General features: G+C 71.4%; 17 protein-coding genes. 8 read left to right on the top strand and 9 right to left on the bottom strand.

Annotated elements, in window-relative coordinates; translation table 11 throughout:
* Positions 1–7: 7 nt before the first annotated feature.
* Genes J5X75_RS40430 through J5X75_RS40415 form a run of 4 tightly spaced genes read right to left on the bottom strand, consistent with a single transcriptional unit; the run spans position 8 to position 3,333 of the window.
* Complete coding sequence (locus J5X75_RS40430) at positions 8–688, bottom strand: GNAT family N-acetyltransferase (protein WP_208473019.1); 681 nt, start codon at positions 686–688, stop codon at positions 8–10.
* Positions 685–1,647 carry an ABC transporter substrate-binding protein gene (locus tag J5X75_RS40425; RefSeq protein ID WP_208473018.1) on the bottom strand — a complete coding sequence of 321 codons (963 nt, stop codon included), beginning with the start codon at positions 1,645–1,647 and terminating at the stop codon, positions 685–687. Before J5X75_RS40425 ends, J5X75_RS40430 begins: the two co-directional genes overlap by 4 nt.
* A gap of 25 nt (positions 1,648–1,672) precedes the next feature.
* Positions 1,673–2,428, bottom strand: coding sequence for an amino acid ABC transporter ATP-binding protein (locus J5X75_RS40420; protein ID WP_208473017.1), 756 nt, complete (start codon positions 2,426–2,428; stop codon positions 1,673–1,675).
* Positions 2,425–3,333, bottom strand: coding sequence for an amino acid ABC transporter permease (locus tag J5X75_RS40415; RefSeq protein WP_208473016.1), 909 nt, complete (start codon positions 3,331–3,333; stop codon positions 2,425–2,427). The genes J5X75_RS40420 and J5X75_RS40415 overlap by 4 nt, the downstream gene beginning before the upstream one ends.
* Before the next feature lie 144 nt (positions 3,334–3,477).
* Here J5X75_RS40415 and J5X75_RS45115 point away from each other — a divergent pair, with 144 nt between their 5' ends.
* The 4 genes from J5X75_RS45115 to J5X75_RS40395 all read left to right on the top strand — a co-directional run bounded on the left by J5X75_RS45115 (position 3,478) and on the right by J5X75_RS40395 (position 9,874).
* Positions 3,478–4,320, top strand: coding sequence for an ABC transporter permease (locus tag J5X75_RS45115; RefSeq protein WP_208473015.1), 843 nt, complete (start codon positions 3,478–3,480; stop codon positions 4,318–4,320).
* Between the two features lie 18 nt (positions 4,321–4,338).
* Entirely contained in the window at positions 4,339–5,358 is a 1,020-nt protein-coding gene (locus tag J5X75_RS40405) for a taurine ABC transporter substrate-binding protein (RefSeq protein WP_208473014.1), read from the top strand.
* Positions 5,345–6,103: an ABC transporter ATP-binding protein gene (locus J5X75_RS40400; RefSeq protein ID WP_208473013.1), complete on the top strand. Its 759-nt coding sequence runs from the start codon at positions 5,345–5,347 to the stop codon at positions 6,101–6,103. The genes J5X75_RS40405 and J5X75_RS40400 overlap by 14 nt, the downstream gene beginning before the upstream one ends.
* 267 nt (positions 6,104–6,370) lie before the next feature.
* The gene (locus J5X75_RS40395) at positions 6,371–9,874 is read left to right on the top strand and encodes a thioesterase domain-containing protein (protein WP_208473012.1); all 3,504 of its coding nucleotides are present in this window, start codon (positions 6,371–6,373) and stop codon (positions 9,872–9,874) included.
* Here the strand turns inward: J5X75_RS40395 and J5X75_RS40390 are convergent.
* From J5X75_RS40390 to J5X75_RS40380, 3 genes are all read right to left on the bottom strand, one after another.
* On the bottom strand, positions 9,871–10,866 hold the full coding sequence (locus J5X75_RS40390) for a hypothetical protein (RefSeq protein WP_208473011.1): 996 nt from the start codon (positions 10,864–10,866) through the stop codon (positions 9,871–9,873). The two genes, J5X75_RS40395 and J5X75_RS40390, sit on opposite strands and share 4 nt — an antisense overlap.
* Positions 10,867–11,215: 349 nt before the next feature.
* A complete protein-coding gene (locus J5X75_RS40385) occupies positions 11,216–13,759 on the bottom strand; it encodes an ABC transporter permease (RefSeq protein ID WP_208473049.1) in 2,544 nt (847 codons plus the stop codon).
* Between the two features lie 4 nt (positions 13,760–13,763).
* Positions 13,764–14,540, bottom strand: a complete 777-nt coding sequence (locus J5X75_RS40380; protein ID WP_208473010.1) for an ABC transporter ATP-binding protein — start codon at positions 14,538–14,540, stop codon at positions 13,764–13,766.
* Between the two features lie 180 nt (positions 14,541–14,720).
* Between J5X75_RS40380 and J5X75_RS40375 the strand changes: the two genes are divergently transcribed.
* The 4 genes from J5X75_RS40375 (at position 14,721) to J5X75_RS40360 (ending at position 19,217) form a co-directional block, all read left to right on the top strand.
* A complete protein-coding gene (locus J5X75_RS40375; RefSeq protein WP_208473009.1) occupies positions 14,721–15,926 on the top strand; it encodes a sensor histidine kinase in 1,206 nt (401 codons plus the stop codon).
* A complete protein-coding gene (locus J5X75_RS40370; protein WP_208473008.1) occupies positions 15,923–16,612 on the top strand; it encodes a response regulator transcription factor in 690 nt (229 codons plus the stop codon). The genes J5X75_RS40375 and J5X75_RS40370 overlap by 4 nt, the downstream gene beginning before the upstream one ends.
* A 253-nt stretch (positions 16,613–16,865) precedes the next feature.
* Positions 16,866–18,362: an MFS transporter gene (locus J5X75_RS40365; RefSeq protein WP_208473007.1), complete on the top strand. Its 1,497-nt coding sequence runs from the start codon at positions 16,866–16,868 to the stop codon at positions 18,360–18,362.
* A gap of 51 nt (positions 18,363–18,413) precedes the next feature.
* Complete coding sequence (locus tag J5X75_RS40360; RefSeq protein ID WP_208473006.1) at positions 18,414–19,217, top strand: SAM-dependent methyltransferase; 804 nt, start codon at positions 18,414–18,416, stop codon at positions 19,215–19,217.
* 29 nt (positions 19,218–19,246) lie between these two features.
* On the opposite strand, the gene J5X75_RS40355 is transcribed toward J5X75_RS40360, so the two are convergent.
* Both J5X75_RS40355 and J5X75_RS40350 read right to left on the bottom strand, forming a co-directional pair.
* On the bottom strand, positions 19,247–21,133 hold the full coding sequence (locus J5X75_RS40355) for a putative bifunctional diguanylate cyclase/phosphodiesterase (protein ID WP_208473005.1): 1,887 nt from the start codon (positions 21,131–21,133) through the stop codon (positions 19,247–19,249).
* The gene (locus tag J5X75_RS40350; RefSeq protein WP_208473004.1) at positions 21,130–25,725 is read right to left on the bottom strand and encodes a diguanylate cyclase; all 4,596 of its coding nucleotides are present in this window, start codon (positions 25,723–25,725) and stop codon (positions 21,130–21,132) included. The genes J5X75_RS40355 and J5X75_RS40350 overlap by 4 nt, the downstream gene beginning before the upstream one ends.
* Between the last annotated feature and the right edge of the window lie 271 nt (positions 25,726–25,996).

Raw genomic sequence — 25,996 nt, 5'->3', positions numbered from 1 at the left:
AGCCGGGTCAGCGGGTGCGCCGGTACTGTGTGAAATCAGTGTGTTTGCGCAGTTCGAAGCCGATGCCCTGGTAGAGCCGGATGGCGGTCTCGTTGCGCGCCGACGTGTGCAGGAACGGGATCTCGCCACGCTCCCGGATCCCCGCCGCGACCGCCCGCACCAGCCGGGTGGCCAGCCCCCGTTTCCGGAACCCCGGATCGGTGCAGACCGCGCTGATCTCGGTCCACCCCCGCGGGTGCAGGCGCTCCCCGGCCATCGCGATCAGCCGCCCGTCCGCGGAGCGCAGCCCCAGGTACGTGCCGAGTTCCACGGTCCGCTTCCGGAACGGGCCCGGCTGGGTGCGCTCGACCAGGTCCAGCATCTCCGGTACGTCGGCGGCGCCGAGCGGCACCGCCCCGGGCGCTGGCTCGGACCGCAGCGTCGTGGCGACCAGCTGGACGCCGCCGATCCTGGTGTCCGTCTCCCAGCCGGGACGGGCCGTCCCGCCCGCCCCGGGGATCACGACCGCCTCACCGAGCGGGACCAGTTCCGCCAGGTCGTCCCACGCCTTCGGGTCGGCCGGGTCGGACAGGGCGTGGAACGGGGCCACCTCGTGGTCGTACCGGGCCGCCCGCCCGTGCACGACCGCGAACCGCGCGTGCGCGCCGTGCAGCGAGTTCCAGGCGGGGTCGTCGAGCGGGTGCGTCACTTGCCCTCGATCGGCAGGCCCGGCGGGTTGACCTCGGCCTTCTGCACGGCCTCGTTGGCCAGGTTCCAGCGCTGGAGGATCTTGGCGTAGTCACCGGAGGCGATCAGCTTGTCGACCGCCGCGGCGTACGCCTTGATCAGCCCGTTGTCCTTCTTGGTGGTGAGCGCGATCAGCCCCTGGAGGTCCTTGCCGGCGCCCGAGTAGGTGCCGACGATCTCGGTCTGCCCGGTGGTCGACACGTGGTAGGCCGCCGACGGGCTGGGGCCGAGGTGCACGTCGATCTGGCCGGAGCCGAGGGCCAGGTAGACGGCCTGGTTGGTCTGGAAGTACTTGATGTCGACCGGCGCCAGCCCGGCCTTCTTCACCTCGTCGGCCCACTCCACCAGGATCTTCTCCTGGTTGGTTCCGGAGCTGACCGACACCTTCTTGCCGGCGATGTCGGCCGGCTTGGTGATGGTCAGGCCGGAGCCCTTCTTGGCCAGCCAGGCCAGGTTGTCCAGCCGGTAGGTGACGAAGTCGTACTTGAGCTTGCGCTCCTCGGTGACCGTGATGTTCGACGCGCCGAGCTGGTACTTCCCGCTGTCCAGGCCGATGAACAGGTTCTCCCACGAGGTGTTCTCCAGCACCGGCTCCAGGCCCAGCGTGCCGGCGATGGCCACCGCGATGTCCGGCTCGTTGCCGATCAGCGTCTTGTTGTCGGTGGCCGCGAAGGCGAGCGGCGGAAAGCCCGATCCGGCCGCGCCGACGCCGATCACCAGCTTGCCGGACGCCTTGACGTCCGGGGGCAGCAGCGCGGCGGCCGCCTCGTCCTTGGCCGGGACGATCCGGTTCTGCTCCGGCCCGGTGTTCAGCGCGGGCGCGGCTGCCGCCGCCGCGGCCACCGGCTTCTCCTCGGGCGCGGCGCAGGCGGTGAGGCTCAAGGCCAGGACCGCGGACACGACCATCCATTTTGTACGCATGAAAGCTCCCGATTCTTGGAACACGTCAGACGAGGACCTTGGAGAGGAAGGCGCGAGTCCGTTCATGGCGGGGGTTGTCCAGCACCTCGTGCGGCGGCCCCTGCTCGACGATCCGGCCGGAGTCCATGAAGACGACCGTGTCGGCGGCCTCCCGGGCGAACCCGATCTCATGCGTCACCACGATCATCGTGGTGCCGGCCCGGGCCAGCGCGTGCAGCACGTCGAGGACCTCGCCGACGAGTTCCGGGTCCAGCGCCGAGGTCGGCTCGTCGAACAGGATCAGCTTCGGGTCCAGGGCCAGCGCCCGGGCGATGGCGACCCGCTGCTGCTGCCCGCCGGAGAGCTGCCGCGGGTAGGCGCCGGCCCGGTCGCCGAGCCCCACCAGGCCCAGCAGTTCGTGCGCGCGCTCGTTGGCGACGCCCTTGTACCGGCCGAGCGCCGAGATCTGCGCCTCGGCGACGTTCTGCAGGGCGGTCAGGTGCGGGAAGAGGTTGAAGTTCTGGAAGACGAAGCCGATCCCGGCCCGCTGCCTGAGGATCTGCCGCTCGCCGAGCTCGTGCAGGCGGTCCCCGGTCTGGCGGTAGCCGATCAGCTCACCGTCCACCCGGACCGTGCCGCGGTCCACCTTCTCCAGATGGTTGATGCAGCGCAGCAGGGTCGACTTGCCGGAACCGGACGGGCCGAGGATCACGGTGACCGTGCCGGCCCGCGCCGTGAGGTCGATGCCGCGCAGCACCTCGACGGACCCGAAGGACTTGTGCACACCGGTGAGTTCGATCATCTCCGCAGAGCCGCCTTGAGTCGCTGGAACGGGGTGGGCGGCAGGGTGCGCAGCGCGCCGCGGGCGAAGTGCCGTTCGGTGTAGTACTGGAGGATCGACAGCAGCGCGGTGAGGATCACGTACCAGACGGTGGCGACCATCAGCAACGGCACCACCCGGCCGTTGCGCCCGTAGATCACCTGGACCTGGTAGAAGAGTTCGCCGATCGCCAGGATGTAGACCATGGACGTGCTCTTCAGCAGGCTGATCAGCAGGTTCGCGGCGTTCGGCAGGATGGCGCGCATGGCCTGCGGCAGCACGATCCGCCTGAACTGCCGCCACTTCGGGATGCCCAGCGCGGCCGCCGCCTCGTGCTGACCCTGGTCGACCGAGAGCAACCCGGCCCGGATCACCTCACCGGCGTAGGCCGCCTCGTGCAGCGCCAGACCGAGCAGCGCCGCCCCGAACGAGCTGATCAGGTTGACCGTCGGGAACGACCACCCCGGCCCGAACGGGACGCCGACCTGCAACGTCTCGTACAGGTAGCCGAGGTTCGCCCAGAACAGCAGCTGCACCAGCAGCGGCACGGACCGGAACACCCAGATGAAGGTCCAGCTCACCGCGGACAGCACCGGGTTGGGTGACAGGCGCATCGCGGCCAGCGGGATGCCGCCGAGGAAGCCGAGGACCGCGCCGGCGAGGGTCAGCTCGACGGTGAGCAGCAGCGCCTCGACGACCGACTCCTCCAGGAAGTACCCGAAGAAGGTCGGCCAGTCCCAGCCGGGGTTGGTGGCCAGGCCGTGGACGAACTGGGCGAGCAGCACCAGCACCAGGGCGGCGCCGGCCCATCTCCACGGATGGCGGGCCGGCACGACGACGAGTTCGCCGTCGGCCTCCTTCGGCCGCTGCGGGATCAGCAGGGTCATGCCGAAACGCTAGGCAGCCGCTCAGTAAGCCCACAATGCCTACTGGCTATATATGTTTAAACACATCGTTACGGCTATTGCCGGAAAGTCCATCTACGCGATAGGAATAGTCGGCATTACCGCGTACCTCTGCCAGGAGAAACCGTGACCACCCTCGTCGCACCCGCGCCGCCGGCCGCGCCCACCGCGGCGCTCGCGCCCGGCGGCGGCCTCCGCCGCCGCCTCGCGCTGCGGTTCCTCGCGCTGCTCGCGCTCTACCTGCTGTGGGAGACCACCGCGCGGATCATGCGCAACCCCACCTTCATCCCCCCACCCTCCGCGGTCTGGGATCAGCTCATCACCACCTCGACCACCCACGACGGGGTACGCGGATACAGCGGCCACCTGCTCATCGAGCACCTCGGCGTCAGCCTCCGCCGGATCGTCGTCGGATCGGCCATCGGCATCGTCGGCGGCCTCGTCCTCGGCGTGCTGATGGGCACCATCGGCTGGCTGCGCGTGGTCACCGAACCGGTCGTCACGTTCATCCGGGCGCTGCCGCCGCTCGCCTACTTCAGCCTGTTCATCATCTGGTTCGGCATCGACGAGACCCCGAAACTGTGGCTGCTGTCGATCGCCGCGCTGCCCCCGGTCGCCGTGGCCACCGCCGCCGCCGTCCACGGCGCGCCCACCGGCCTCGTCGAGGCGGCCCGCGCGCTCGGCGCCGGCCGCTGGCAGACCACCCGCGACGTGGTGCTGCCCAGCGCCCTGCCGGAGATCTTCACCGGCGTCCGGCTCGCCGTCGGCGTCGCCTACTCGTCGGTGGTCGCCGCCGAGACGATCAACGGCGTACCCGGCATCGGCGGCATGATCCGCGACGCCCAGCGCTACTCCCAGACCGACGTGGTCGTCCTCGGCCTCTTCGCCATCGGCCTCTCCGGCCTGCTCATCGACTCCGTGCTGCGCACCGCTGAGAACAAGCTCATCCCCTGGCGCGGACGCGCCTGACCGATAAAGGACGACCCCGTGAAGAAACTCCTCGCCCTCGTCTCCGTCCTGTTCCTCGCCGCCTGCGGCGACGGCGCCGCCAGTGGTGGCGCCGACCCGGACCGCAAGACCATCCGCCTCGCCTACCAGGCGTTCCCGTCCGGCGACCTGATCGTCAAGAACCAGGGACTGCTGGAGAAGGCGCTGCCCGACTACAAGATCACCTGGACCAAGTTCGACTCCGGCGCCAGCATCAACACCGCCTTCGTCGCGGGAAGCGTCGACATCGCGGCGATCGGCTCCAGCCCGGTCGCCCGGGGTCTGTCGGCGCCGCTGAACATTCCGTACCAGGTCGCCTTCGTCCTCGACGTGGCCGGCGACAACGAGGCGCTCGTCGCGCGCAACGACAGCGGCGTCACCGACATCGCGTCGCTGCGCGGCAAGAAGGTCGCCACGCCGTTCGCGTCGACCGCCCACTACAGCCTGCTCGCCGCGCTCGACAAAGCCGGCGTCAAGGAGACCGAACTGACCATCGTGGACCTGGAGCCGCAGGACATCCTGGCCGCCTGGACCCGCGGCGACCTGGACGCCGCCTACAGCTGGCTGCCGTCGCTCGACGAACTCAAGAAGACCGGCAAGGTCCTGATCACCAGCCGGGAACTCGCCGCCGGCGGCAAGCCCACCCTCGACCTCGGCGTCGTCTCCACCGCCTTCGCCACCGCCCACCCGGAAGCCGTCGACGCCTGGCGCAAGGTCGAGGCGCAGGCCCTCGACCTCATCGGCACCGACCCCGGCACCGCGGCCAAGGCGGTCGGCGCCGAACTCAACCTGTCCGCCGACGAGGCCAAGGCCCAACTGTCGCAGGGCGTCTTCCTCGAACCGGCCGAACTGTCGTCGCCGGAATGGCTGGGCACCGAGGGCAACCCCGGCAAGCTCGCCGACAACCTGGTCGACGCCGCCGAGTTCCTCAAGTCCCAGCAGAAGATCGACGCCGTGCCGGCGCTCGCCGACGTCCAGAAGGCGATCTACGTCAAGGGACTGCCCGGTGTCCTCGGCTGACGCGATCGTCCTGGACGGCGTCTCCCACGCCTACGGGGACGTCACCGCCGTCGGGCCGCTCGACCTGACCGTGCCGGCGGGGGAGTTCCTGGTCCTCGTCGGAGCGTCCGGGTGCGGCAAGTCGACCCTGCTGCGCCTGATCGCCGGCTTCGAACAGCCCACGGTCGGCACCGTCCGCACCGCCGGCCAGGCGCCGGTCCCCGGGCGCGGCGCCGGCCTGGTCTTCCAGCAGCCCCGGCTGTTCCCGTGGAAGACCGTCGGCGGGAACGTGGCGCTGGCCCTCGAATACGCCGGCCTGCCCGCCGGCCCCGACCAGGTCGGCGAACTCCTCGCCCGGGTCGGCCTGCACGACGTGGCCCGCCGCCGCACCTGGCAGATCTCCGGCGGCCAGCAGCAGCGGGTGGCGATCGCCCGCGCCCTCGCCGTCGAGAACCCCCTGCTACTGCTCGACGAGCCGTTCGCCGCGCTGGACGCCCTCACCCGCGAGAAGCTCCAGGACGACCTGCGGCAGGTCAGCACCGAAACCGGCCGGACCAGCGTCTTCGTCACCCACAGCGTCGACGAGGCGGTCTTCCTCGGCAGCCGGGTCGTGGTCCTCACACCCCGGCCCGGGCAGATCGCGCTCGACCTGCGGATCGGGCTCCCGCGTACCGGCGTCACCGCTGACGAACTCCGCGGCTCATCGGAGTTCGCGGCTTTGCGCACCGAGGTGGGCCAGGCCATCCGCGACCGCGTCACCGTCTGAACCCCTTCCCGGGAGGCCGGGCCGCACCGTCCGCGGCCCGGCCTCCCGAGCATTTCGCCTGGCCCGCAACGCTGCCCCAACTTCTCCGGGGACAGCGCTCACGGCCAGCCGGCCAAGTGCGGTTGGTTGTGGGGTTTGTTTCGGTGGGGTGAAACGGTGTTGGGGGTCAACCGGTTGGGTGCGGTTGGCTTTCGGGAGGCAGCGGTCGGAGCCGGCTGGTCGAGGCTGGGCGGGCGGGGACGGGTGATGGGGAGCAGAATGCTGCTCATGATCGAGGCGACCCGGGAACTGCTCGCCGTCCTTGAACCGCTGCCCTACCGGAAACGGCTGCGTCATGTCGCCGCGTGGGCCAAGATCGCACCGGACCGGGCGGCGGTCTGCGCTGATCTGCGCTCGGGTGGGCGGTATGAGCGGCATCTCGCGCTGATCGCCGCGATGTCGAGCCGGGACGTGGCGGCGATCGCCGAGTTCGCCGGTGATCCGGTGCCCGCGCTGCGGGCGGTGGCCCTCGACGCCGCGCTGCGTGCCGGGGCGCTCGCCGGGCGGATCGCGGATCTGACGGCCGTCGACCGGCGACGGCTCTACCGCAGGGTGCGACGGCTGCGCCGGCCGGACCTCGCCGACCGGCTGATCCGCGACGTGCTGACCCATCACGGGCCGCGGGAGGCCGCCGCGGTGCTGCCCGCCTGCGGCCCGGACACGGTACGGGAACTGTTGCCCACCCTGGAACACCTGGTCAACATGGCCGCGCTGGCCCGCAGACACCCCGTCCCGGTCCAGGAGCGGTTCCGGGAACGGCTGGCCGCCGCCGAACCGGCCCACCGCACCTGGATCTGGTACGAGGCGGCCCAGCCGATCCTCGACGGCGACCCGCGAGTCGCGCTGGACCTGCTGGAACGGTACGGGCCGGAGGATTCACTGCCGAGCGCGCGTCACGCGTACGCCCGATTGGCTCTGATCGACCCGGAGAGGGTGACCGCACTGCTCAGCGCGCCCGGCCGCCGGGCCTGGCTGCTCCGCACGCCGCTGAGGCCGTCGCTGCTGCGGCGGCTCGCCGCCCTGCCGGACGAGCGGCTCGCGCGGTTCGCCCGATTGATCCGGGACCGTTCGCTGCCGGATCTGCTCGCCGCGCTGCCACCGGGTCGCCGGGGCGCGGTGTACGACGCCGCGCTGGCCGATGTGGACACCGGAAAGCGCGTTCCGACGGTGCGTGAGATGGAGGTCCTGCCCGCCGCGATCCGGATCCGCGAGGCCCGGCGGATTCTTGCCCTGCCGGTGATCCGCGACGACGAGGCGCAGGTGCTGACCTGGAGTTCCTTCCTGGACTTCCCGGCCGCCTCGACCGCCCTGGAGAGCGCGATCCGAGCCGGCGACGCGAACGTCCGGGCCCGCGGGTACGCGCTGCTGGTCGCCGCCGCCCTGCGTACCCGTGATCCGCGGACGGTGGCCGAGGTGACCGCCCGGCTGCGGTGGCTGCGCAACGAACACGACCCGGTCCGGACCGCCGCGCTCACCGCCTTCGCCGGCGCGGCCCGCCTGCTCGGCCCGGCCGCCGTGGACGATCTCTCCGCGATCGCCGCCGGCGCGATCGAGGCCCGGGACGCCTCGCCCGCCGGCATCAGCGCGCTCGGCCGGCTGGCCGCCGGCGTCCTGCACCACCACTTCGACGAGCCGGAGCTGGTGGAATGGGCGGTCGCGACCATCGAACGGACCTCCACCGTCTGGCCGGTGCCGTCGCTGCATCGCCTCGACCTGTTGCGCCACGGCCAGGAGGTGATGGTGTTCGCCCGGCTGCGGCCGTTCGTCGCGGCGGCCTCGGCGCGCGGTTCGCACCGGCCGCTGTTCGCGCTCACCGCCGCGCTCGGCGATCGGGCACACGACCTTCAAGACCTTCAATACATGCTGCGTACGGCGATCGCCGACACCCATGAGGCGGCCGAACACTGGCTGGACGACCGGCGTACCCGAGCGGAACGGGTCGGCGAGGTGCTCGCCATCGACCCGGAGACGGCGCGGCTCCCGATCGTGTGGGAAACCGTCTGCGCCAACCGGACCGACCTGCTGGACACGGTGCTCGACGCGATGAAGCCCGCCTGGGTTCCGGACGGCGTGCCGTACCCGGAACGCTGGCTGCCCCGACAGCAGCAACGGTTCGTGGACCTGATGGAACGGGTCGTGGACACTCCCGGCGTGCCGGCACGGGAGCGGGCGCGGGCGCTGCGGGCCGCCGCGCCGGTGCCGGAGGTGGGCCGGGAACTGGTCCGTCGCCACCTCGACTCGCCCGACGTGGTGCTGGCCGAGGCGGCCCTCGGCGCGCTGATCTGGACGGACCGGCCCGACCTGGCCCTGCCCGACCTGCTCGCCCACGCCGGTGGGGAGCGGGCCCGGGTCGCCCTGTACGCGGCGGCGCGGGCGGTCGGGCACATTCCGCCGTCGCGGCTGCCCGGGCTCCTGAACACGGTGCTGACCGGTCCGGCCAAGGTCACCAGCCGCAAGGAGGCGGTCCGGCTGCTCGGCCGTTACGGGCCGCCGGGGGCGATGGGGACGCTGCTGGAGGCGTACCGGCTGGACGGCCAGCACCGGGACGTGCGCGCCGCGATCGTGTCCACCGCCCGCCGGCATCTCGACGTCGAGGAGAGCTGGACGATCATCGAGGCGGCGGCCGGTGGCAGCCGGGAGGAACACGAGGCCGTTCTCGCCGCCGTCCCGGCCCGGGTGCCGGTGGAGCACCGGCCCCGCTACGCGGCCCTGATCGTCGCGGCGTGCCACGCCTCCGATCGGGAGATCCGCCGCGCCGCCTACCGGGAACTGCCGCGCTGGGCGCCCTGGTCCGGCGACCTCACGGAGATGCTGGTGGACCGGATCACCGACCTCGATGAGCCCCTCGACGGCGACGAGGCCGCCCGGCTGATGGCCCACGCCGGTGCGGGTTGGCTCGACGGCGCGTTCGACCGCCTCGCCGCCTTGGACGCCGCCGAGGGCGAGCCTGGTCGCGTCGCTGCGGGGCAGGCCGCTGTGGGCGGGTTCGATCGCGTCACCGCGGGAGACGCCCTGGGCGGGCTTGGTCCCGTCACCGCGGGGGATACCGCTGGTGGCGGCTTTGGTCGCGGTGCGGTGGGGGATGCTGCTGGTGGCGGTTCTGGTCGCGGTGCGGTGGGGGATGCTGCTGGTGGCGGCTCTGGTCGCGGTGCGGCGGGGGATGTCGCTGGCGGCGGCTCTGGTCGCGTTGCCGCAAGGGATGCCGCCGGTGGCGGGTTTGACCGTGTTGTCGTGGGGAAGGCCGCCGGCAGCGAGGCGACGCGGCCGGATCGGCCGGCCCGGCGGCGTATCGAGTTGATCGTGCGGGGTGCTGCCCGGCGGAGTTCGGGTGTGGGACGTGCCGAGTTGATCCCGGAGATCCGGCGGCTCGCCGGGCGGCCCGGCTATCTGCGGCTCGCCCTGGCCACGCTGGTGGAGCTGGGGCGGCTCGACAACCTGGATGAGATCGCCGATCGGTGCGCGGGACGTCCGGTGGTCGCCGTGGATGTCGCCCAGCGGGTGGGAGCGCGGCTGCGCCAGTTGCCGGAGCTGATCGACGCGGACGTTCTGGCGCCGTTGATCAGCGGCCTCACCGCCCGCGGCGACCTGCCGGGTGGTCTCCTCGCGCTGTCGCTGGCCCGGATCGGCGCGACCTTCGGGTGGGGGCGGCCGTGGCGCGACCTGCTGCTCGCGCTCCGGGCCCACCCCGACCCGGAGGTCAGCGACAGCGCCTACGAGATCGACATGGGTTAGCGCTTCTTGACGACGACCTTCTTGCCGGACGCCTTGACCGAGTACTTGACGGTCTTCTTCGTCCACGGGTTGACGGCGTACACATTGACGCCATTCGTCACGTTCTTCATCTTGACCATGTTGACGCCGGTACCGCTGTTGACTGACGACACGTCGGCACGAACCACCTTGCGCAAGGTGGAGACCTTCACCTTGCGGCCCTTGGCGGCCTTGCGGGTGTCGGCGGCGCCGAGCTTGGCGGCACGCTGCACGGTGGCCGGCATGTCGAGGTACGCGACTCCGGTCGCCAGCGTCTGGTAGCTGACCGTCTGGCCGGCCGTCGGCAGGGTCACCGACTGGGGACCATACGAGTAGTCCAGCGACATCGCGATGGTGCCGTCGGTGTCGGAAATCGTGGCGTCGGTGCCGGTCAGCACCGAGTCAGCATTCACGTGCAAAGTGAACGCCACGCCGTCGGCATCGGTGAGGGCGTAGTCGGCTGAACCGTCGTCGTGCGCCGTCTTCGTGCCCGCCACCGCGTAGTCAAGGGTCACGTCACTCGGGTCGGGAGCGCTGTCGTCCAGATTGATCGTCTTGTCGGCGACGAAGGTGTACTTCACCGAGGTGCGGCCCATCATCTTGAGCGCCGCCTGCCGCCGCGGGTCGTCGATCGACTCGTAGACGCCCGCGCCCTCGTCCAGAAAGAGAGTCGCCGTGCCGGAATCGCCCATCGAGTAGACGACGGAAAGAAGCCCGTGCGTACGGTCCGCGGTGATCGTGTCGGTACCCCCAATTACGGTGCCGGACAGCGAGAAGCTGTATTCCATGGCAGTCTTCCAGCCCTCGGCGGCGGCCGAGTCGCTCGCCGTCGCCACCGTCTCCATGGCGGCCTTCATCTCGGCCGCGGTGAGTTCGGTGGTGATGTCGGCCGCATAGGCGGCGGGCGCGACGAGCAGGCTCGCGGCCACGGCGGCGCCGGCGAGGAGAACGGCGGGACGGGTGAGAACGGACATGCGGCGGAACCCCAAGCGGTCGCGAGGCGGAAGTGTCAGGCGCCGCTAGGTATCGGCCGCCGCCCGGCCCGCATGAAGGTTCCGCCGGATGCCAGTTCGTGAAGCGCGCCCCGCCTTCACGACGTCGAACGCCGCCCAGATCTACCTGCGGAAACATCGCGGTAGGTCCCCGTCGGCGCCGTAGACGCGGCACAGGGGCCTCGACATCGTTCGGGTGGATCGGAACCTGGCCGGTCTCACAGCGCCACAGGCGCGTTCGGCGGTCGGATTCCTACTTCCGACAGTTCCAGGCGGCGATGGCCACAGCGCCGGCGTATCCGCTGACCCACCGGTCGGAGGCTGATGAGCCCTATTCGTACGAGATGGCATCCAGCGCATTCGTCCGCGCGGCCCGGGCCGCGGGCAGCACCGCGGCGATGACGCCGGCCGCGGCACCGAGCGACAGATAGAGGGTGATCCGCGACCAGGGCACAGCGACGGTGGTGATGCCGCTCGCCTCGAGTGTCCGGACAGCAGCCGCGCCGAGTCCGGTGCCGGAGACGGTACCGAGCATCGCCCCGAAGACCGAGATGATCACTGCCTCGACGGTGACCATCCTCATCGTCTGGCCTCGGGAGAGGCCGATCACTCGGAGGAGGCCGAGCTCTCTGGTGCGCTCCAGCACCGACAGCGCCAAGGTGTTGATGACGCCGAGGACGGCGATCAGTACGGCCAGAGCCAGCAGAATCTGCGACATGGTGACGACGAGATCGTACTGGCTGGTCTGTCGCTTGATGTAGCCGTCCCTGTCGGTGACCGTGATTTCGGGGCTATCACGCAGCAGTGTCTCGACGTCACGCCGGACATCCTCGAACGGCACCACGCCGGTCACGGTCAGATCCACGCCGGACAATTGCGGTACGGCGAGGTCTTTCACCACCGACTTCGGCATGAGCCATGGTGCGACGCCCTCGCCACCGGTGTAGACGGCGGCGACGGTCAGGTGGCGGGCGTCGCCGTAGGCGAGTTTGACCGTGACGATGGAACCGGCGTGCAGTGAGCGCTCCCGCGCTGTCCTCTCGTCGACGGCGACCCTGTCAGTGCCGAGATCCGCCAGTGTTCCCTCCGTCGTCTTGATCGAACGCATGTGAGCGAGGGCCGGGATGTCGGTGACGACCGCGATGGAAGCCGGGTTTCCCTCGATCTGCGCCTGGCTCTGGTAGGTCCCGGCGACCGCCGCGACCCCCGGCAGAGACCTGATCCGTTCGAGGACCGCCGGGTCGAAGGTCGGGGGATCGTCCGCCAGCGATGTATCGCCGGCCACGATCAGGTCAGCCATCATCGTGTCGGTGACGCGGTCACGGACACTGGCGTTGATCGACGCGAGCACGGTGTTCATTCCGGTGATCAGTGCGATGCCCACCATCAGCGTTGTGGCGGTGATCGCTGTGCGGCGGGGGTCGCGGGCGGAGTTGAGCCGCCCGAGCTGTCCCGCTGCACCGAAGGAGAAGACCCGTCCGATCCTGGAAACGGCGGGCCGGGCCAGTGCCGGGGTAAGCAGGAGCAGGCCGATGAACGCGGCGACCGCACCGGCACCCGCGAACCACGGCTGTCCGTCACGGCTGTAGCCGACGGCGAGGATCGTCGCGCCGAGTGCGGCGACAGCGGTGCCGGCAACGGTGATCTTCGCCAACGACCGGTCAGGCGTGGCCGCTTCCTGCAATGCCGCGATGACCGGGATGCGCGAGGCCCGTAGCGCCGGCGAAACGGCGGCGACCATGCTCACCAGCACACCGACCCCGAACGCCGCGATCGGTGCGGCCGACGGAACGCCGACTCCGGCGAGCTCCAGTCCAGTGCCGCCCCGCGTACTGAAGAGCCAGGCCAGCAACGTCCCCGCGCCGACGCCGAGCCCCAGGCCGACAGCCGCCGCGGTCACGCCGATCACGATCGCTTCCAGGACGACCGAGCCGATGACCTGTCCCCGGCTACCGCCGAGTGCACGTAGCAGGGCCAGCTCCCTGGTTCGCTGTGCGACGAGGATCGAAAACGTGTTGAGGATCAGGAAGATGCCGACGAGCAGCGACACGGCGGCGAAGGCGAGCAGGATGCCGTTGAACAGTTGCAGGTCGCTCTGCGCGTCCTTGCGCGCGGTGGCCTGCAACTCCGCACCGGTCTGTACCCGGAACTCGCTTCCGAGGGCAGCGCGAACGTCGTCCCGCACAGCACCTGGAGCGAAGCCCGCGGCAGGTTCGACGTCGACGGCGGAGTAGACCTCGTCGCGCCCGAGCATCAGCCGCGCCGCGACCGACTCGTGGAACGAGACCTCCAGATTTCCGCCGAGACTGTCTCGGCCACCGGCGTACTCCATGACACCGACAACGGTGAAGGTTCGCTTGGGCTGCATCGTCAGGATGCCGACCCGGTCGCCGACCTCGACGCCGGCGGCGTCGAGCAACGCCGCGTTGAGCACTACCTCGTCACCGTCGGCGGGCGCCCGGCCGGCCCGTAGGCGGACGAGGTCGTTCTCGCCGATCCAGTTGGAGCCCAGCCGGGACGGCCCGTTCGTGGTGACCACCTTGCCGTTGGAACCGATCACCCGCGCGCCGTCGACGGAGATGACGCCGGTGGCGGCCGCGACGCCGGACATGCTGCGTACCCGGGTGACCAGGTCAGCCGGCACCCCGGTGCGGATCTCGTCATCGTCCTCGGTGGTGGACTTCGGAGGCGCCGGCCGTATCTGCACGTCGACTGTGCGGTACTGCAGTGCGTAGAGGTCGTCGAAGGATCGGCCGAGCGTGTCGGTCAACACGAAGGATCCGGACACGAAGGTGACACCGAGCACGACAGCGAGCCCGGACAGCAGCAGCCGCAGCTTGCGGAACAGCAGGTTCTTGAGCGTGGCGCGAAGCATCGTCTCAGCCCTCGACCGCATCGAGGAGCTTCATGGTGTCCAGCACGGCCTCTGCCGACGGTTCACGGAGCTCGGTGACGATGGAGCCGTCGGCCAGGAAGACGACGCGGTCGGCGTAGGCCGCGGCGACGGGGTCGTGCGTGACCATCACGATGGTCTGACCCAGTTCGCGCGCAGACTTCCGCAGAAGCCGCAGCACCTCGGCACCCGCGCGGGAGTCCAGGTTGCCGGTGGGTTCGTCGGCGAAGATGACCTCCGGTCTGGGCACCAGCGCCCGGGCACACGCCACCCGCTGCTGCTGGCCACCGGAGAGTTGATGCGGGCGGTGCCGGAGTCGCTCGCGCAAGCCGACCGTGGCGATCACCTCCGCCATCCAGGCCGGCTCCGGCTTACGTCCGGCAATGGTCATCGGCAGCCGGATGTTCTCCTCGGCGGTGAGCGTCGGCACCAGGTTGAACTGCTGGAAGATGAAGCCGATGTGATCGCGGCGAAGCCGTGTCAGCCCCTTGTCACGTAGGCCGGTCACCGTGGTTCTGCCGAGGACGATTTCGCCGCGGGTGACCACATCGAGCCCGGCTAGGCAGTGCATGAGCGTCGACTTGCCGGACCCGGAGGGGCCCATGATCGCGGTGAACTCCCCACGGGCGAGCTCCAGGTCCACCCCACGCAGCGCGGTGACCTCGGCTTCCCCACTGCCGTAGACCTTCCAGACGTTCTCAGCACGTATCGCCACGGATGCCCGGCTACGGCTGGCGGTGGTATCGACTGCGCCGCTTTCCATCAGATGCCCCCTCGGACCTCACGTTGCGTTGATCGAGCTGGCACACTGTGGCGGCTGCAACGGCTGATCCGCATCGGCGTGCGGCAGTAGACGGCGCCTACACCCACGGCATCAGGCGACGTCGGGACTAGTACCTGAAGACCATGGTTGCCTCCTGCCTCCTTCGGTACGGTGGCTGCCATGTCACGGTGGGAGCGGCTGGGCGAGCGCGTGCGGGTCGGGGCGCTTCGCCACCCGCAGGTCGCCGATGCCGTCCTCGGCGTCATGATCTTGGCTTTGGTCCTGGGCGCGACGGCGGTCGAAGGCGACGACCCCGAGAGCCACGCGCTGCCCGCCGCGGCATACGCGTCCGCGGCGGCGGCCGCGGCCGTCATCGCCGCCCGGCGGCTGGCGCCGCTGTCCAGCCTGGCCGTCGCTACGCTGGCGGCGGCCGCCACCATGGCCGCCACGGACGTGCTTCCTCAGTTCGCGGCAGCCGCCCTGGTGTGCGCGTACACCGTCACCTCGAGGGAACGCAGGCACGTAGCCTGGCCGAGCGTCGCGGTCGCAGTAGCAGTCGTCTATCTCGCCGCGGTTCTCGTCGGTGGATCCCCGTGGCAGCAACCAGAGACGGTCACCGCTCTAGCGTGGGGTGGCATGGCGGCCGCTCTCGGTGATGCCGCCCAGACGCGGCGGGCGTACTTGCAGGCCGTCCTCGAACGTGCGCGCCGCGCCGAGCACACCCGCGAGGAGGAGGCACGCCGACGGGTCGCCGAGGAACGGCTACGCATCGCCCGCGAACTGCACGACGTGGTGGCACACCACATCGCCGTCATCAACGTCCAAGCCGGCGTTGCATCGCATGTTCTCACCACGAAGCCTGAGCAGGCCCAGGAGTCGTTGACCGCCGTACGCCACGCCGGCCGGAGCGTGCTGGAGGAACTCGCCACGGTTCTCAACGTGCTGCGCGCTCCCCACGACACCACCGACACCGCCGAAGCACCCCCGCCGGGCCTGAGCCGACTGGATTCGCTCCTGACGAGCGTGGCCGCCGGCGGCCTCCGCGTCGAACACGTGCAAGAAGGTTCCGCCGAAGAGTTGCCGGCGGCAGTGGACCACGCTGCGTTCCGCATCGTGCAAGAGGCATTGACGAACGCCCAGAAACACGGCGCCGGAGGCATCGCGCACTTGCGCATCGCCTACACGAAGCAGGACGTGCACATCTGCGTCGACAATCCGGAGGCTCCGCACCCGTCGACGCCTGCGCCCGGGTCCGGCCACGGCGTGCTCGGCGTCCGCGAGCGTGCCGCAGCCGTCGGAGGTACCGTCACCTTCGGTAATGACGGCAAGGGCGTCTTCAGGTTGCGGGCCACCCTGCCGACGCCCTCGACAAGGACCATGACGTGACAGTCGTTCGCGTACTGCTGGCCGATGACCAGAAACTCATCCTCGCCGGTTTCCAAGTCCTCATCGAGTCGGCCCCCGACCTGGAGGTCGTCGGTCAGGCCGCCACCGGGGACGAAGCGGTCGAGATGGTTCGCGCGACGCGGCCCGATGTCGTACTGATGGACATCCGCATGCCGCAGATGGACGGCATCGAAGCCACCCGCCGCATCACCGGTGACGCCGACCTCGCTCACACCAGGGTTCTCATCCTGACCACCTTCGAGATCGACGAGAACGTTCTGCATGCGCTACGCGTCGGCGCCAGCGGCTTTCTCAGCAAGGGAGTCGAACCCGCCCACCTGCTCGACGGCATCCGGCAGGTCGCCCGCGGCGAATCGCTGCTCTCGCCCGTGGCGACCCGCATACTCATCTCACGCTTCCTGCAAACCCCACCACCAAGCGCTACGCCACCGTCCAACATCCTCAACGGACTCACCCCCCGGGAAACCGAGATCGTCGGTCTGGTTGCCGGTGGACTATCCAATGACGACATCGCCGCGCGCCTTCACGTCTCGCCATTCACCGCCAAGACACACATCAACAACGCGATGACCAAGCTTGGTGTGCGTGACCGGGTTCAGCTGGTCGTCCTGGCGTATCAGAGCGGTCTCGTCCGGGCCGGTGACCGCTCCACCTACGAGACTTAGCCGAACCGTCCGGGCGGCAATGACCTTGGCGCCCCGGGGTCGGCTCGTCGGCGAGCGCCGCCATTGGCGAGGCCGTCGGTCAATCCGGGTGATGACCCTGTGGTGAGGCCTCCGAAACTGATCACCCCGTCGGTCGGCCTGGTCACCACTGTGGAGAATCGGGCTCGGGTCGGCGTACGAAATCGGTTTTCATCTGGGGCTGGTGGGCACCCAGCGCAAGGTGGATGTTCGGGGCGAAGCGGCGGTCACGCCGGTGAGTCGGCAGTGGAGTACGGCGCTGGTGCTCGCCGGGGCGATGTTTCTCGTGCTGTTCGACAGTCTGGCGGTGGCGACGGCGCTGCCCGCCATCGGTGACGAGTTCGGGCTCGCACCGGGGCGGTTGCAGTGGGTGGTGACGCTCTACTCGCTCAGCATCGGCGGGTTTCTGGTGCTCGGCGGGCGGGTCTGTGACATCTGGGGGCGCCGCCGGACGATGGTGGCGAGTTTGGGGTTGACCGCCGGTGGACTGCTGCTGTCCGGTGTGGCGCCGGGCGTGGCGGCGCTGCTGGCCGGGCGGGCGATGCAGGGGGTGGGCGCCGCGTTCGCGATCCCGGCGGCGCTGGCCTCGGCGGGAACGCTGTTTCCGGAGGAGCCCTGGCGTAGCCGGGTGTTCTCGGTGGTGGCCTCCGCGGCGAACACGGCCGGTGTCGCCGGAGCGGTCGGCGGCGGGATCATCACCTCCCTGCTCGGCTGGCGATGGCTGTTTCTGATCGTCGTGCCGGTCGCCGCGACGGCGGCCGTGGTGGCGCTGCGGGTGCTCCCACCGGACCCTCCGACGGAGGCGCGGCGGCGAGCGGACGGCGTTGAGGCGGAGGAGCCGCGGCGGCGAGCGGACGGTCTTGAGGCGGAGGACCCGCTCCGGCTGGACGGTGTGGTGGCGGCGCGGGGCCGACCGGACGGTGTGGTGGCGGCGCGAGGCCGACCGGATGGTGGGACGAAAGAGCGTGGCCGTCCGGATGTGGTCGGGGCCGTTCTGGTCACCGGTGGGCTGGTGGCGGTCATTCACGGAGCCGGCCGGGCCGGGGATCGTGGGCTCGCCGCCGGCGCCGTCCTGCCGGTGGTCGCCGGGCTGCTGATGCTCGCGGCGCTCGCATGGTGGGAACGGCGGGCCGCCGATCCGCTGATCAAGCCGGCGGTGGCGCGATCGCGGCGGCTGCGGGCGTGCGCTCTGGCGTTCGCCGCGCATTCGGCGGCCTATTCGGCGGTGGTCGTCGTCGGCAGCCTGGTGTTGCAGCGACGGCACGGCCTGTCGGCCGCGCAGGCCGGGCTGGCTCTCGCGCCGATGCTGGTGGGCGCGCTGATCAGCGCGGTTCCGGCGAGTGCGCTTCTGCGACGGTACGGAACGCGCACGGTGGCCGCGACCGCGCTGCTGCTGTGTTCGGCCGCCCTGGCGGCGGCCGCCTCGTTCGCCGACGGCCCGGTACCGGCGATCATCGTGTGCCTGGCCGTGTGGGGTCTCTGCGGCGGACCGATCTACGTGGCGCTGACCAGGGAGGCGGTCGTGGACGCGGCACCCGCCGACCGGGGTGTGGCGTCGGCGCTGTTCGAGTCGGCGAGCCACGTGGGCGGGGCGGTAGCGGTGGCGGTCTTCCTGTCGATGATCGGCGCGGGGGCGGGGTACGGCGGAGCGCAGTACCTGGGCGCGGCGGCCGGCGCCGTGGCGGTGGCCGTCCTGCTGGCGGTGATGTCCCGCAGCCGTCCGCAGCGGTAGCGGTGTCCGTCCGCTGTGGACCGTAAAGGATTAGGGCGTATGCTTCCCGCCATGACCGACAGTGACGCGGCCAAGCTCGACACGAGCGTGCCGCACTCGGCCCGGGTGTGGAACTACTGGCTCGGCGGCAAGGACAACTTCCCGGTCGACCGGGCGGTCGGTGACGACTTCGCGAACCTGTACCCGGACATCACCGTGGTGGCGCGGCACTCGCGGGCGTTCCTGAAGCGGGCGGTCACCTTCCTTGTCCAGAAACGGGGCATCCGCCAGTTCCTGGACATCGGCACCGGCATGCCGACCGCGGAGAACACGCACCAGGTGGCGCAGGCCGCGGCCGCCGGGGCGCGGATCGTCTACGTCGACAACGACCCGCTGGTGCTGGTGCACGCGCGGGCGCTGCTGACCAGCACGCCCGAGGGGAAGACCGACTACATCGACGCCGACCTGCACAAGCCCGCCGAGATCATCGAGGCGGCGCGGGGCACGCTGAACTTCGACGAGCCGGTCTGTCTCATCCTCATGAACATCCTCGGTCACGTGCCCGATCTCGATCAGGCCGTGTCGATCGTCCGGCGCCTGCTCGCGGAGCTGCCGGCGGGCAGCTACCTCCTCACCGCCGACGGCACGAACGTGATCGACGGCCCGGCGTTCGAGGAGGCGATCGGGGTGTGGAACGCGAACGCCCCCCTGTCGTACCATCTGCGCCACCCCGACCAGATCAGCCGCTTCCTCGAGGGCCTCGAGGTGCTGGAGCCGGGCCTGGTGCCGTGCTCGAAGTGGCGTCCGGCCGCCGGCGCGGCCGGCGAGGACCTGCGCGAGGTCGACGAGTTCGGCGCGGTCGCCCGCAAGCCCTGACCCGGCCGGGCGCGGCCGGCGAGAACCCGTCAGCCGCGCTGGGTCTGGAAGAGGTCGGCCGCCGGCAGCGGCCGGGCGAAGTGGTAGCCCTGGGCGATGTCGCAGCCCAGGGCGGCCAGCGCGTCCGCGGTGGCGGCGTCCTCCACACCCTCGGCGACGACCGTGAGACCCAGGTTGTGGGCCAGGTCGACCGACGAGGCGACCAGAGCACGACTGCTCGGGTCGGTGACCATGTCGGCCACGAACGAGCGGTCGATCTTCAGCTCGTCGACCGGCAACAGCTTGAGGTACGTCATCGACGAGTAGCCCGTACCGAAATCGTCGATCGAGGTTCTGACCCCGAGAGCGCGCACCCGGTTCAGTGCCTCGATCGTGGTGCTGGGATCGGACATGACCGTGTGTTCGGTGATCTCGATGCCCAGCAGCTCACCGGGCACCCCGGTGGACGCCAGCAGCGCGGCCAGCCGGTCCGGGAAGGACTCGTCGAGCAGGCTGCGGGTGGACAGGTTGACGGCGACCGGGATGCGCAGGCCGTCGTCCAGCCACTGCCGGGCCTGCTGGAGGGCGATGGTGAGAACCCGTTCGGTGAACGGGTGGATCAGGCTGGTGGTCTCCAGCACCGGCACGAACTGGCCGGGCGGGACCGGGCCGCGTTCCGGGTGGTGCCAGCGGGCCAGCGCCTCGACGCCGATCACGCCGCCGGTCCCGCCGAGGCCGATCTTGGGCTGGTAGTGGAGGGTGAACTGGGACGTGTCGGTCAGCGCCCGCCGCAGGTCGCCGAGCAGGGTGAGCCGGTCCGTGCTGTCCTGTCCGGACTGCCCGGTGAACCGGCGGAACCCGTCGTGCTGCTCCTTCGCGTCGTGCAGGGCGCTGTCGGCGTTGCCGAGCAGGGTGCTCACGTCATCGCCGTCGGCCGCCGTGGCCGCGCCGATGCTGATCTCCAGATCCACGGTGACGTCGTCGAGCCGGAACGGCTCGTCGAACGCCTCCCGCAGCCGGGCCGCCACGTCCTCGGCCCGGGTCGGGTCCAGGTCGCGCAGCATGATCGCGAACTCGTCGCCGCCGGTCCGGGCCACCATGTCGGTGTCACGGACCACGGTGGACAGGCGCCGGCCCGCCTCGGCCAGCAGCCGGTCGCCGACGTGCGGGCCGAGCTGGTCGTTGACGTGCCGGAAGCCGTTGATGTTGACGGTCAGCACGGTGACGCCGGGCGCCGTACGGTCGGGGCGGGCGGCGGACAGCGCCCGCTGGAGGTGCTCGGTGAACGCGACCCGGTTCGGCAGCCCGGTGAGCATGTCGGTCGTGGCCATCGTCTCCACCTGGCGGCGGTGCGCGCGGGTGGTCCAGACGAACAGCGCGAGCACGATCAGGCTCAGCACGAACGTGAAGATGCCGGCGACCAGCAGCCGCCGGGAGTCGTGGCGGGCGGCGGCCACCCGCTCGTCGTACTCCTTCTGGTAGCGGTTTCGCAGTTCGAGCAGCTTGGCGGCGTTGCGCCGGTAGGTGGGGGCGATCGCGGTCTCCAGCGTCTCCCGTGCCTCGGCGACCTTGCCCTGGTCCAGCATCGTCAGAAACCAGATGATCGCCTGGCGCAGGTGGATCTGCCGCTGGACGACGGTCGTCACCTCCGGGTTGAGCTCGGCGATCCGCAGCGTCGCCCGGTAGGCCTCGGTGTCCAAGCCGAGCACCTGGAACCGCTCCGGGCTCCGTGGGTCGGCGGCGGTCGCCCGGAGCAGCGACATCTCCCGCGCCGCCAGGTACACGGCCTCCTGGTATGCCGACACCTGGTCGCCGGCGTGGGCGATGTCCTCGACGATGCGGGCGTGCCGCTGACTGTCCACCAGGGCGAGCCCGGACAGCAGGGCGAGCGACCCGATCAGGGTGCCGAACATCAAACGGCGGGGGCGGTTGTTCATCCGGCCACCACCCGGTCGCGCCCGGTGCGCTTGGCCTCGTACAGGGCCTCGTCGGCGAATTTGATCAGGTGTTCGGGCTGGTCGTCGTCGGCGGGTGAGCCGGAGGTGACGCCCACGCTGACGGTGATCACGCCGCCGTCGGCGAGCGCGTGCGGCACCGCCAGGCCGGACACGGCCCGGCAGGCCCGTTCGGCCACGATCATCGCGTTCTCCAGGGACGCGCCGGGCATCACGATGCAGAACTCCTCACCGCCGTAGCGGGCCACCAGATCGGTCGTGCGCGCCGAGCTGAGCAGCGCCTCCGCGACCAGCTTGAGTGCGCCGTCGCCGCCCTGGTGGCCGTAGTGGTCGTTGTACTTCTTGAAGTGGTCGATGTCGATCATGGCGAGGCCCACCGGTTCCCGGGACCGGGCGGCCCGCTGCCACGCCTCCTCCAGGAACAGGGTCAGCTTGCGCCGGTTCGGCAGCCCGGTCAGCGGGTCCGTGACGGTGAGCAGTTCCAGCTGGTGGTTGGCCGCGGCCAGTTCCTCGGTGCGCTCGGCGACGGCCCGTTCCAGCGACGCGTAGACCTGGGCGTTCTCCAGCGAGACGGTGAGCTGCCCGGCGATCAGCAGGACCGCGTCGAGCCGGCCGGCCGAGAAGGCGCGACGGCTCAGCCGGTTCTCCAGCACCAGTACGGCACGCGGCTGCCCCTGCCCGATGACCGGCACCACCAGCAGCGAGCAGTGGTCCAGCCCGGCGAGGTACGGGTCCCGCCCCACCCGGTCGTCCAGCGTCACGTCGTCGACGACCATCGGTTCGCGGGTGCGTTCGGCGTACCGGATCGCGGTCAGCGGCAGCAGGCCGAGCCGGGCCGCCTCGTCCGCGTCCATCGGCGGCCGATCGCCGTCCCGGGGCATGACCCATCCACCGGTGCAGTCGTCGCGCAGCACCACGTGCACGGCGGTGGCCCCGGTCATCGCGCCGAGCACCTGCCGCACCCGTACCCGCAGCGCGTCGAGACTCGTCTCCGAGCTCAGCGCCCGCGCCGCCTCGAGAACCGCCATCAGGTCGATCACCTCGGTGGACAGGTTCAGGCTGGGGCCGCCGCCGAGCGTGGCGGACCGCGTGCCGGAGCCACCCGCGACCGCCGACCCGAGCGCCGGATGGGTGCGCTTGAGGGCGTGCACCTTGCCGGTGGCGCCCCAGCGGGCGTACCCGGGCAGCGCCTCGGCCAGCAGCCGGGCGCCCACGTGCTCCAGGCCGGCGTCCAGGTAGAACAGCGCGGCCCGCTCGGTGATCAGCGGCGCGTGCCAGGACCGCCCGGCGGTGGCGGCGTCGGCCATCGCGGCGTCGTAGGCGGCCGCCGCCGACGCGAAGTCGCCGTGCGCCGCGGCCCGGGTCGCCTCGGCGAACCGGTGCAGGTGCCGGAAGTTGCCCGGCTGCGCGGCGGCGCGGGCGGCCAGAAACGCGACACTGCGATCCAGTACGGCCAGCGCCCGCTCCCGGTCGGCGCCGGTCGCGGTACGCGCGGTCACCCCGGCGCCGAGCGCGGCCAGCAGATGCGCCGGAACGTGCAGATAGGTGCCGGGCACGGCGGACACCAGCTCCACCGCGGCGGCGCCGTGCCGGACCAGCGCCTCGTCGTCGCCGAAGATCGCCGCGTCCAGCGCCCGCATGGTCGTGTATCCCGCCATGGCCGGTTCGTTGCCGGCCAGCGTGTCCAGATAGGCGTCGTCGAACGTGGTCTCGCCACGCAGCGAGCCGACCAGGCGTGCCGCGACGACGAACATGGAGCTGTCCGGCCCGGCGCCGATCCGCTCGCCCAGCGCCAGCGCGGCCCGGGCCTCCCGGTCGAAGGCCTTCAGGTCGGCCGAGCAGTCCAGCATCTGCGGAACCGAGGCGAAGTACGTGTAGAGCGCGGTACGCAGGTCACCGCCGCGCAGCAGCCCGTCGCGGGCCTCGCGCGCCAGCCGCACGCCGGCCTCCAGCGGCTCGAACCAGGGCACGGTGCCCAGCGCGTGCAGGAACCGCACCTGCGAGGTCTCCGGCTCGTGGCCGTACTCCTCGCCGGCCGCCAGCACTCGGCACATGGCCTGGTAGGCGGCCCGGTGGTCGCCGCCGCCGGCGATCGTGATCACGCCCAGGTGGCCGAGGGCGCCGGTCAGCGCCGCGCAGGTGCCGTGCGCCGACCACAGCTCGGCGGCCTCCACCACCAGCCAGGCCATCGTCGTCCGGTCGGCGAAGAACGCGGTCGGGACCAGCCGGTTGATCAGGTGGGCGACGGCCAGCAGCCGCGGGTCGGTCAGCTCCGGCCGGACGGTGCCGGCGACGGCCGGCCCGGCGTGGAAGGCGGCCAACCCGGCGCCGATCCGTGGGCCCATCGCGGCCGGATCCGGCACGTCGACGCCCAGCCGGGCGAGCAGGCCGATGCCGAGCGCCAGGGCTTCGCCGAGCATCCGGCGGTTGGTGAGCGCGCCGACCTGCTCGGCCACCGGGCGGACCAGCCACACCGGGTCGTCCGCGTCCGCGGTGATCTCGGCGAAAACCTGGTCGGCCTCCTCGAATCGCGCCAGCGCGCAGAGCACGGCATGACGATCGGCGCGCGTGTCCGCGTACCCCTCATCGGTCTTGTCCAGGAGACGCAAGGCGACCGAGAGATGCAGCTCGGCCCCCGCGTGGTCGGTGACCAGCCGGGCCGACGTGGCGGCCCGGCGCAGCAGCGCGGCGACCGACGCCCGTTCCGCCGGATCGGTGAGCAGATCCGCCGCGGCCAGATAGAGCGGCGCGGCGGCCGGAGCCGGCGCGAGACGGCGCGCGAGCGCCAGGCTGAGCCGGGCTCGGTCGTCCGGAGAAAGGCGAGCGTACGCCGCCTGGCGCACCCGTTCGTGCCGGAACCGCGCCCGGCCGTCGTCGACCACGACCAGACCGTCGTCGACCGCCGGCTGCAACGCCGCGGACACCTCCGACGCGTCGCCGAGGCAGGCCATCATGTCGACGAGCTCGCGGGTCCGCGGCGGCAGCGCGTCGATCCGGGCGCCGATCAGAGCGGTCACATCGCCGTGACCGACGAAATCCCGCACCTCCGCCGGATCCCAGCGCCAGCCGCCGCCATCCGGGACGAGGACACCCTCCCGGCGTAGCGCGTTGACCAGTTCGACGGTGTCGAACGGGTTCCCGCCGGTCCGCTCGGACAGCACGGCGGCCAGCGGCGCCGCGTCCGGGCCGGGCAGGCGCAACATCCCGGCGATCAGCCCGGCCAGGTCGTCCCCGCCCAGGTCGGAGAGCGCGATCCGGTGCGCCCGCGCCGCGATCCCGGTCAGCGGGTGCGACTCGCCGACCCCCTCCGCCCGGTAGGCGCCCAGCACGAACAGACCCGGCAGTTCGCCCGCGTCGAGCAGGTCGCCGAGGAACGGCAACGACGGGCCGGCCGCCCACTGCAGATCGTCGAGGAACAGCACCACCGGGCGCTCGGCGCTCGCCACCGCCCGCAACAGGGTGAGCGCGGCCGCGCGCATCCGCGCGAACACCGCCCGCGGGTCGTCGCCGGACGGCGCCTCCGGCTCCACGCCCAGCAGCGGCCGGAACGCGGGCATCATCGAGGCGATCAGGCCGCGGTCCGGCCCGAGCACGGTACGCAGCCGGTCGCGCAGCCCGGCGACCACGTCCTCCGGTTCGGCCAGCAGCTGCTCGCCCAGCCGGCCGAACGCCTGCCGGATCCCGCCGCCGACCGCATCCTGGTGGAACTGGTCGAACCGGCCGGCCACGAACCGGCCACCGGCCTCGGCCAGCGCCGGGCGCAGCCGGTCCACCAGGGCGGTCTTGCCGACCCCGGCGGGCCCGGTGATCAAGGCGAACCGGCTGCCCCCGGCGGTCACCTCGGCCAGCAGGGTGTGCAGCGCGGCCAGCGGCTCGTCCCGGCCGATCAGCCGGGCGGGCGGCGCCAGAAGAAGCGGGAAGTCGTGCTCGCCCAGCTCGAACGCCTCCCCCTCCACGGCGCGCGATCGGACGAGGTCGTGGATCAGGCCCTCGTCACTCTGGTAACGCTGGTCCGGCTCCTTGCTCAGCAGCCGCAGGATGATCCCGGACAGGGCGGCCGGGATGGCCGGATTCACCTCGTGCGGCGGCATCGGGACACGGGCGAGGTGGTCGTGGATCAGGCTGAGCGGCTCCCGGTCACGGCCGAACGGCGGCTCCCCGGTGGCCAGCTCGTACAGGGTGGCGCCGAGGGCGTACAGGTCGCTGCGGTGGTCGACCGGCCGGCCGGTGCGCCCGGTCTGCTCCGGCGACAGGTAGGGCAGGGTGCCGGCCAGTACCTCGCCCGCCTCCCGGCCCGGGATCCCGGCCAGCTCGAAGTCGATCAGCGTGGGCCGGGCGTCGTCGTCGATCAGCAGGTTCGCCGGGCTCACGTCACGGTGCACCACGCCACGCCGGTGAATCCCGGCGAGCACGCCGGCCAGGCGGACGGCCAGATCCGTCAGCGCGCCCGGCTCCCACGGCAGGTCACCATCGGCGAGGGTACGCGCGGTGTCGTCCACCAGCGTCAAGGAGTGCTCGTCCAGCTCGCCCGCCAGCCGCGGGGTGCCGGGGACACCGTCGAGACGGCGAAGCATGGCGATCTCGTTACGCAGCCGGTCAGCCGCACCAGGCCCGAGCGGCTGCTTGCGAACCACCCGCTCGCCACCCGCCACGCGCACGCGCGAAACACGGGTGCGATCGCTGTCGTGCAGCACTTCTTCCAGGCCGTAAGGAGTCACGATGTGCGAATCGGCCCGTCACGGCCCCTGCTGAGGCTTGCTACCGCACCGCCACCATCCGCCCGCCGCCCGCCGCCCGCCGCCCGCCGCCCGCCGCCCGCCGCCCGCCGCCCGCCGCCCGCCGCCC

The sequence above is a fragment of the Actinoplanes flavus genome, assembly GCF_017592555.1.
GTDB classification, from domain to species: Bacteria; Actinomycetota; Actinomycetes; order Mycobacteriales; family Micromonosporaceae; genus Actinoplanes; species Actinoplanes flavus.
This window is presented reverse-complemented; position numbering and strand designations above follow the sequence as displayed.

Coding starts and splice junctions, on each gene's coding strand:
- J5X75_RS40425 (WP_208473018.1), bottom strand. CDS start 1,647: ATGCGTACAAAATGGATGGTCGTGTCCGCGGTCCTGGCCTTGAGCCTC.
- J5X75_RS40420 (WP_208473017.1), bottom strand. CDS start 2,428: ATGATCGAACTCACCGGTGTGCACAAGTCCTTCGGGTCCGTCGAGGTG.
- J5X75_RS40415 (WP_208473016.1), bottom strand. CDS start 3,333: ATGACCCTGCTGATCCCGCAGCGGCCGAAGGAGGCCGACGGCGAACTC.
- J5X75_RS40395 (WP_208473012.1), top strand. CDS start 6,371: ATGATCGAGGCGACCCGGGAACTGCTCGCCGTCCTTGAACCGCTGCCC.
- J5X75_RS40390 (WP_208473011.1), bottom strand. CDS start 10,866: ATGTCCGTTCTCACCCGTCCCGCCGTTCTCCTCGCCGGCGCCGCCGTG.
- J5X75_RS40385 (WP_208473049.1), bottom strand. CDS start 13,759: ATGCTTCGCGCCACGCTCAAGAACCTGCTGTTCCGCAAGCTGCGGCTG.
- J5X75_RS40380 (WP_208473010.1), bottom strand. CDS start 14,540: ATGGAAAGCGGCGCAGTCGATACCACCGCCAGCCGTAGCCGGGCATCC.
- J5X75_RS40375 (WP_208473009.1), top strand. CDS start 14,721: ATGTCACGGTGGGAGCGGCTGGGCGAGCGCGTGCGGGTCGGGGCGCTT.
- J5X75_RS40360 (WP_208473006.1), top strand. CDS start 18,414: ATGACCGACAGTGACGCGGCCAAGCTCGACACGAGCGTGCCGCACTCG.
- J5X75_RS40355 (WP_208473005.1), bottom strand. CDS start 21,133: ATGAACAACCGCCCCCGCCGTTTGATGTTCGGCACCCTGATCGGGTCG.
- J5X75_RS40350 (WP_208473004.1), bottom strand. CDS start 25,725: ATGCTTCGCCGTCTCGACGGTGTCCCCGGCACCCCGCGGCTGGCGGGC.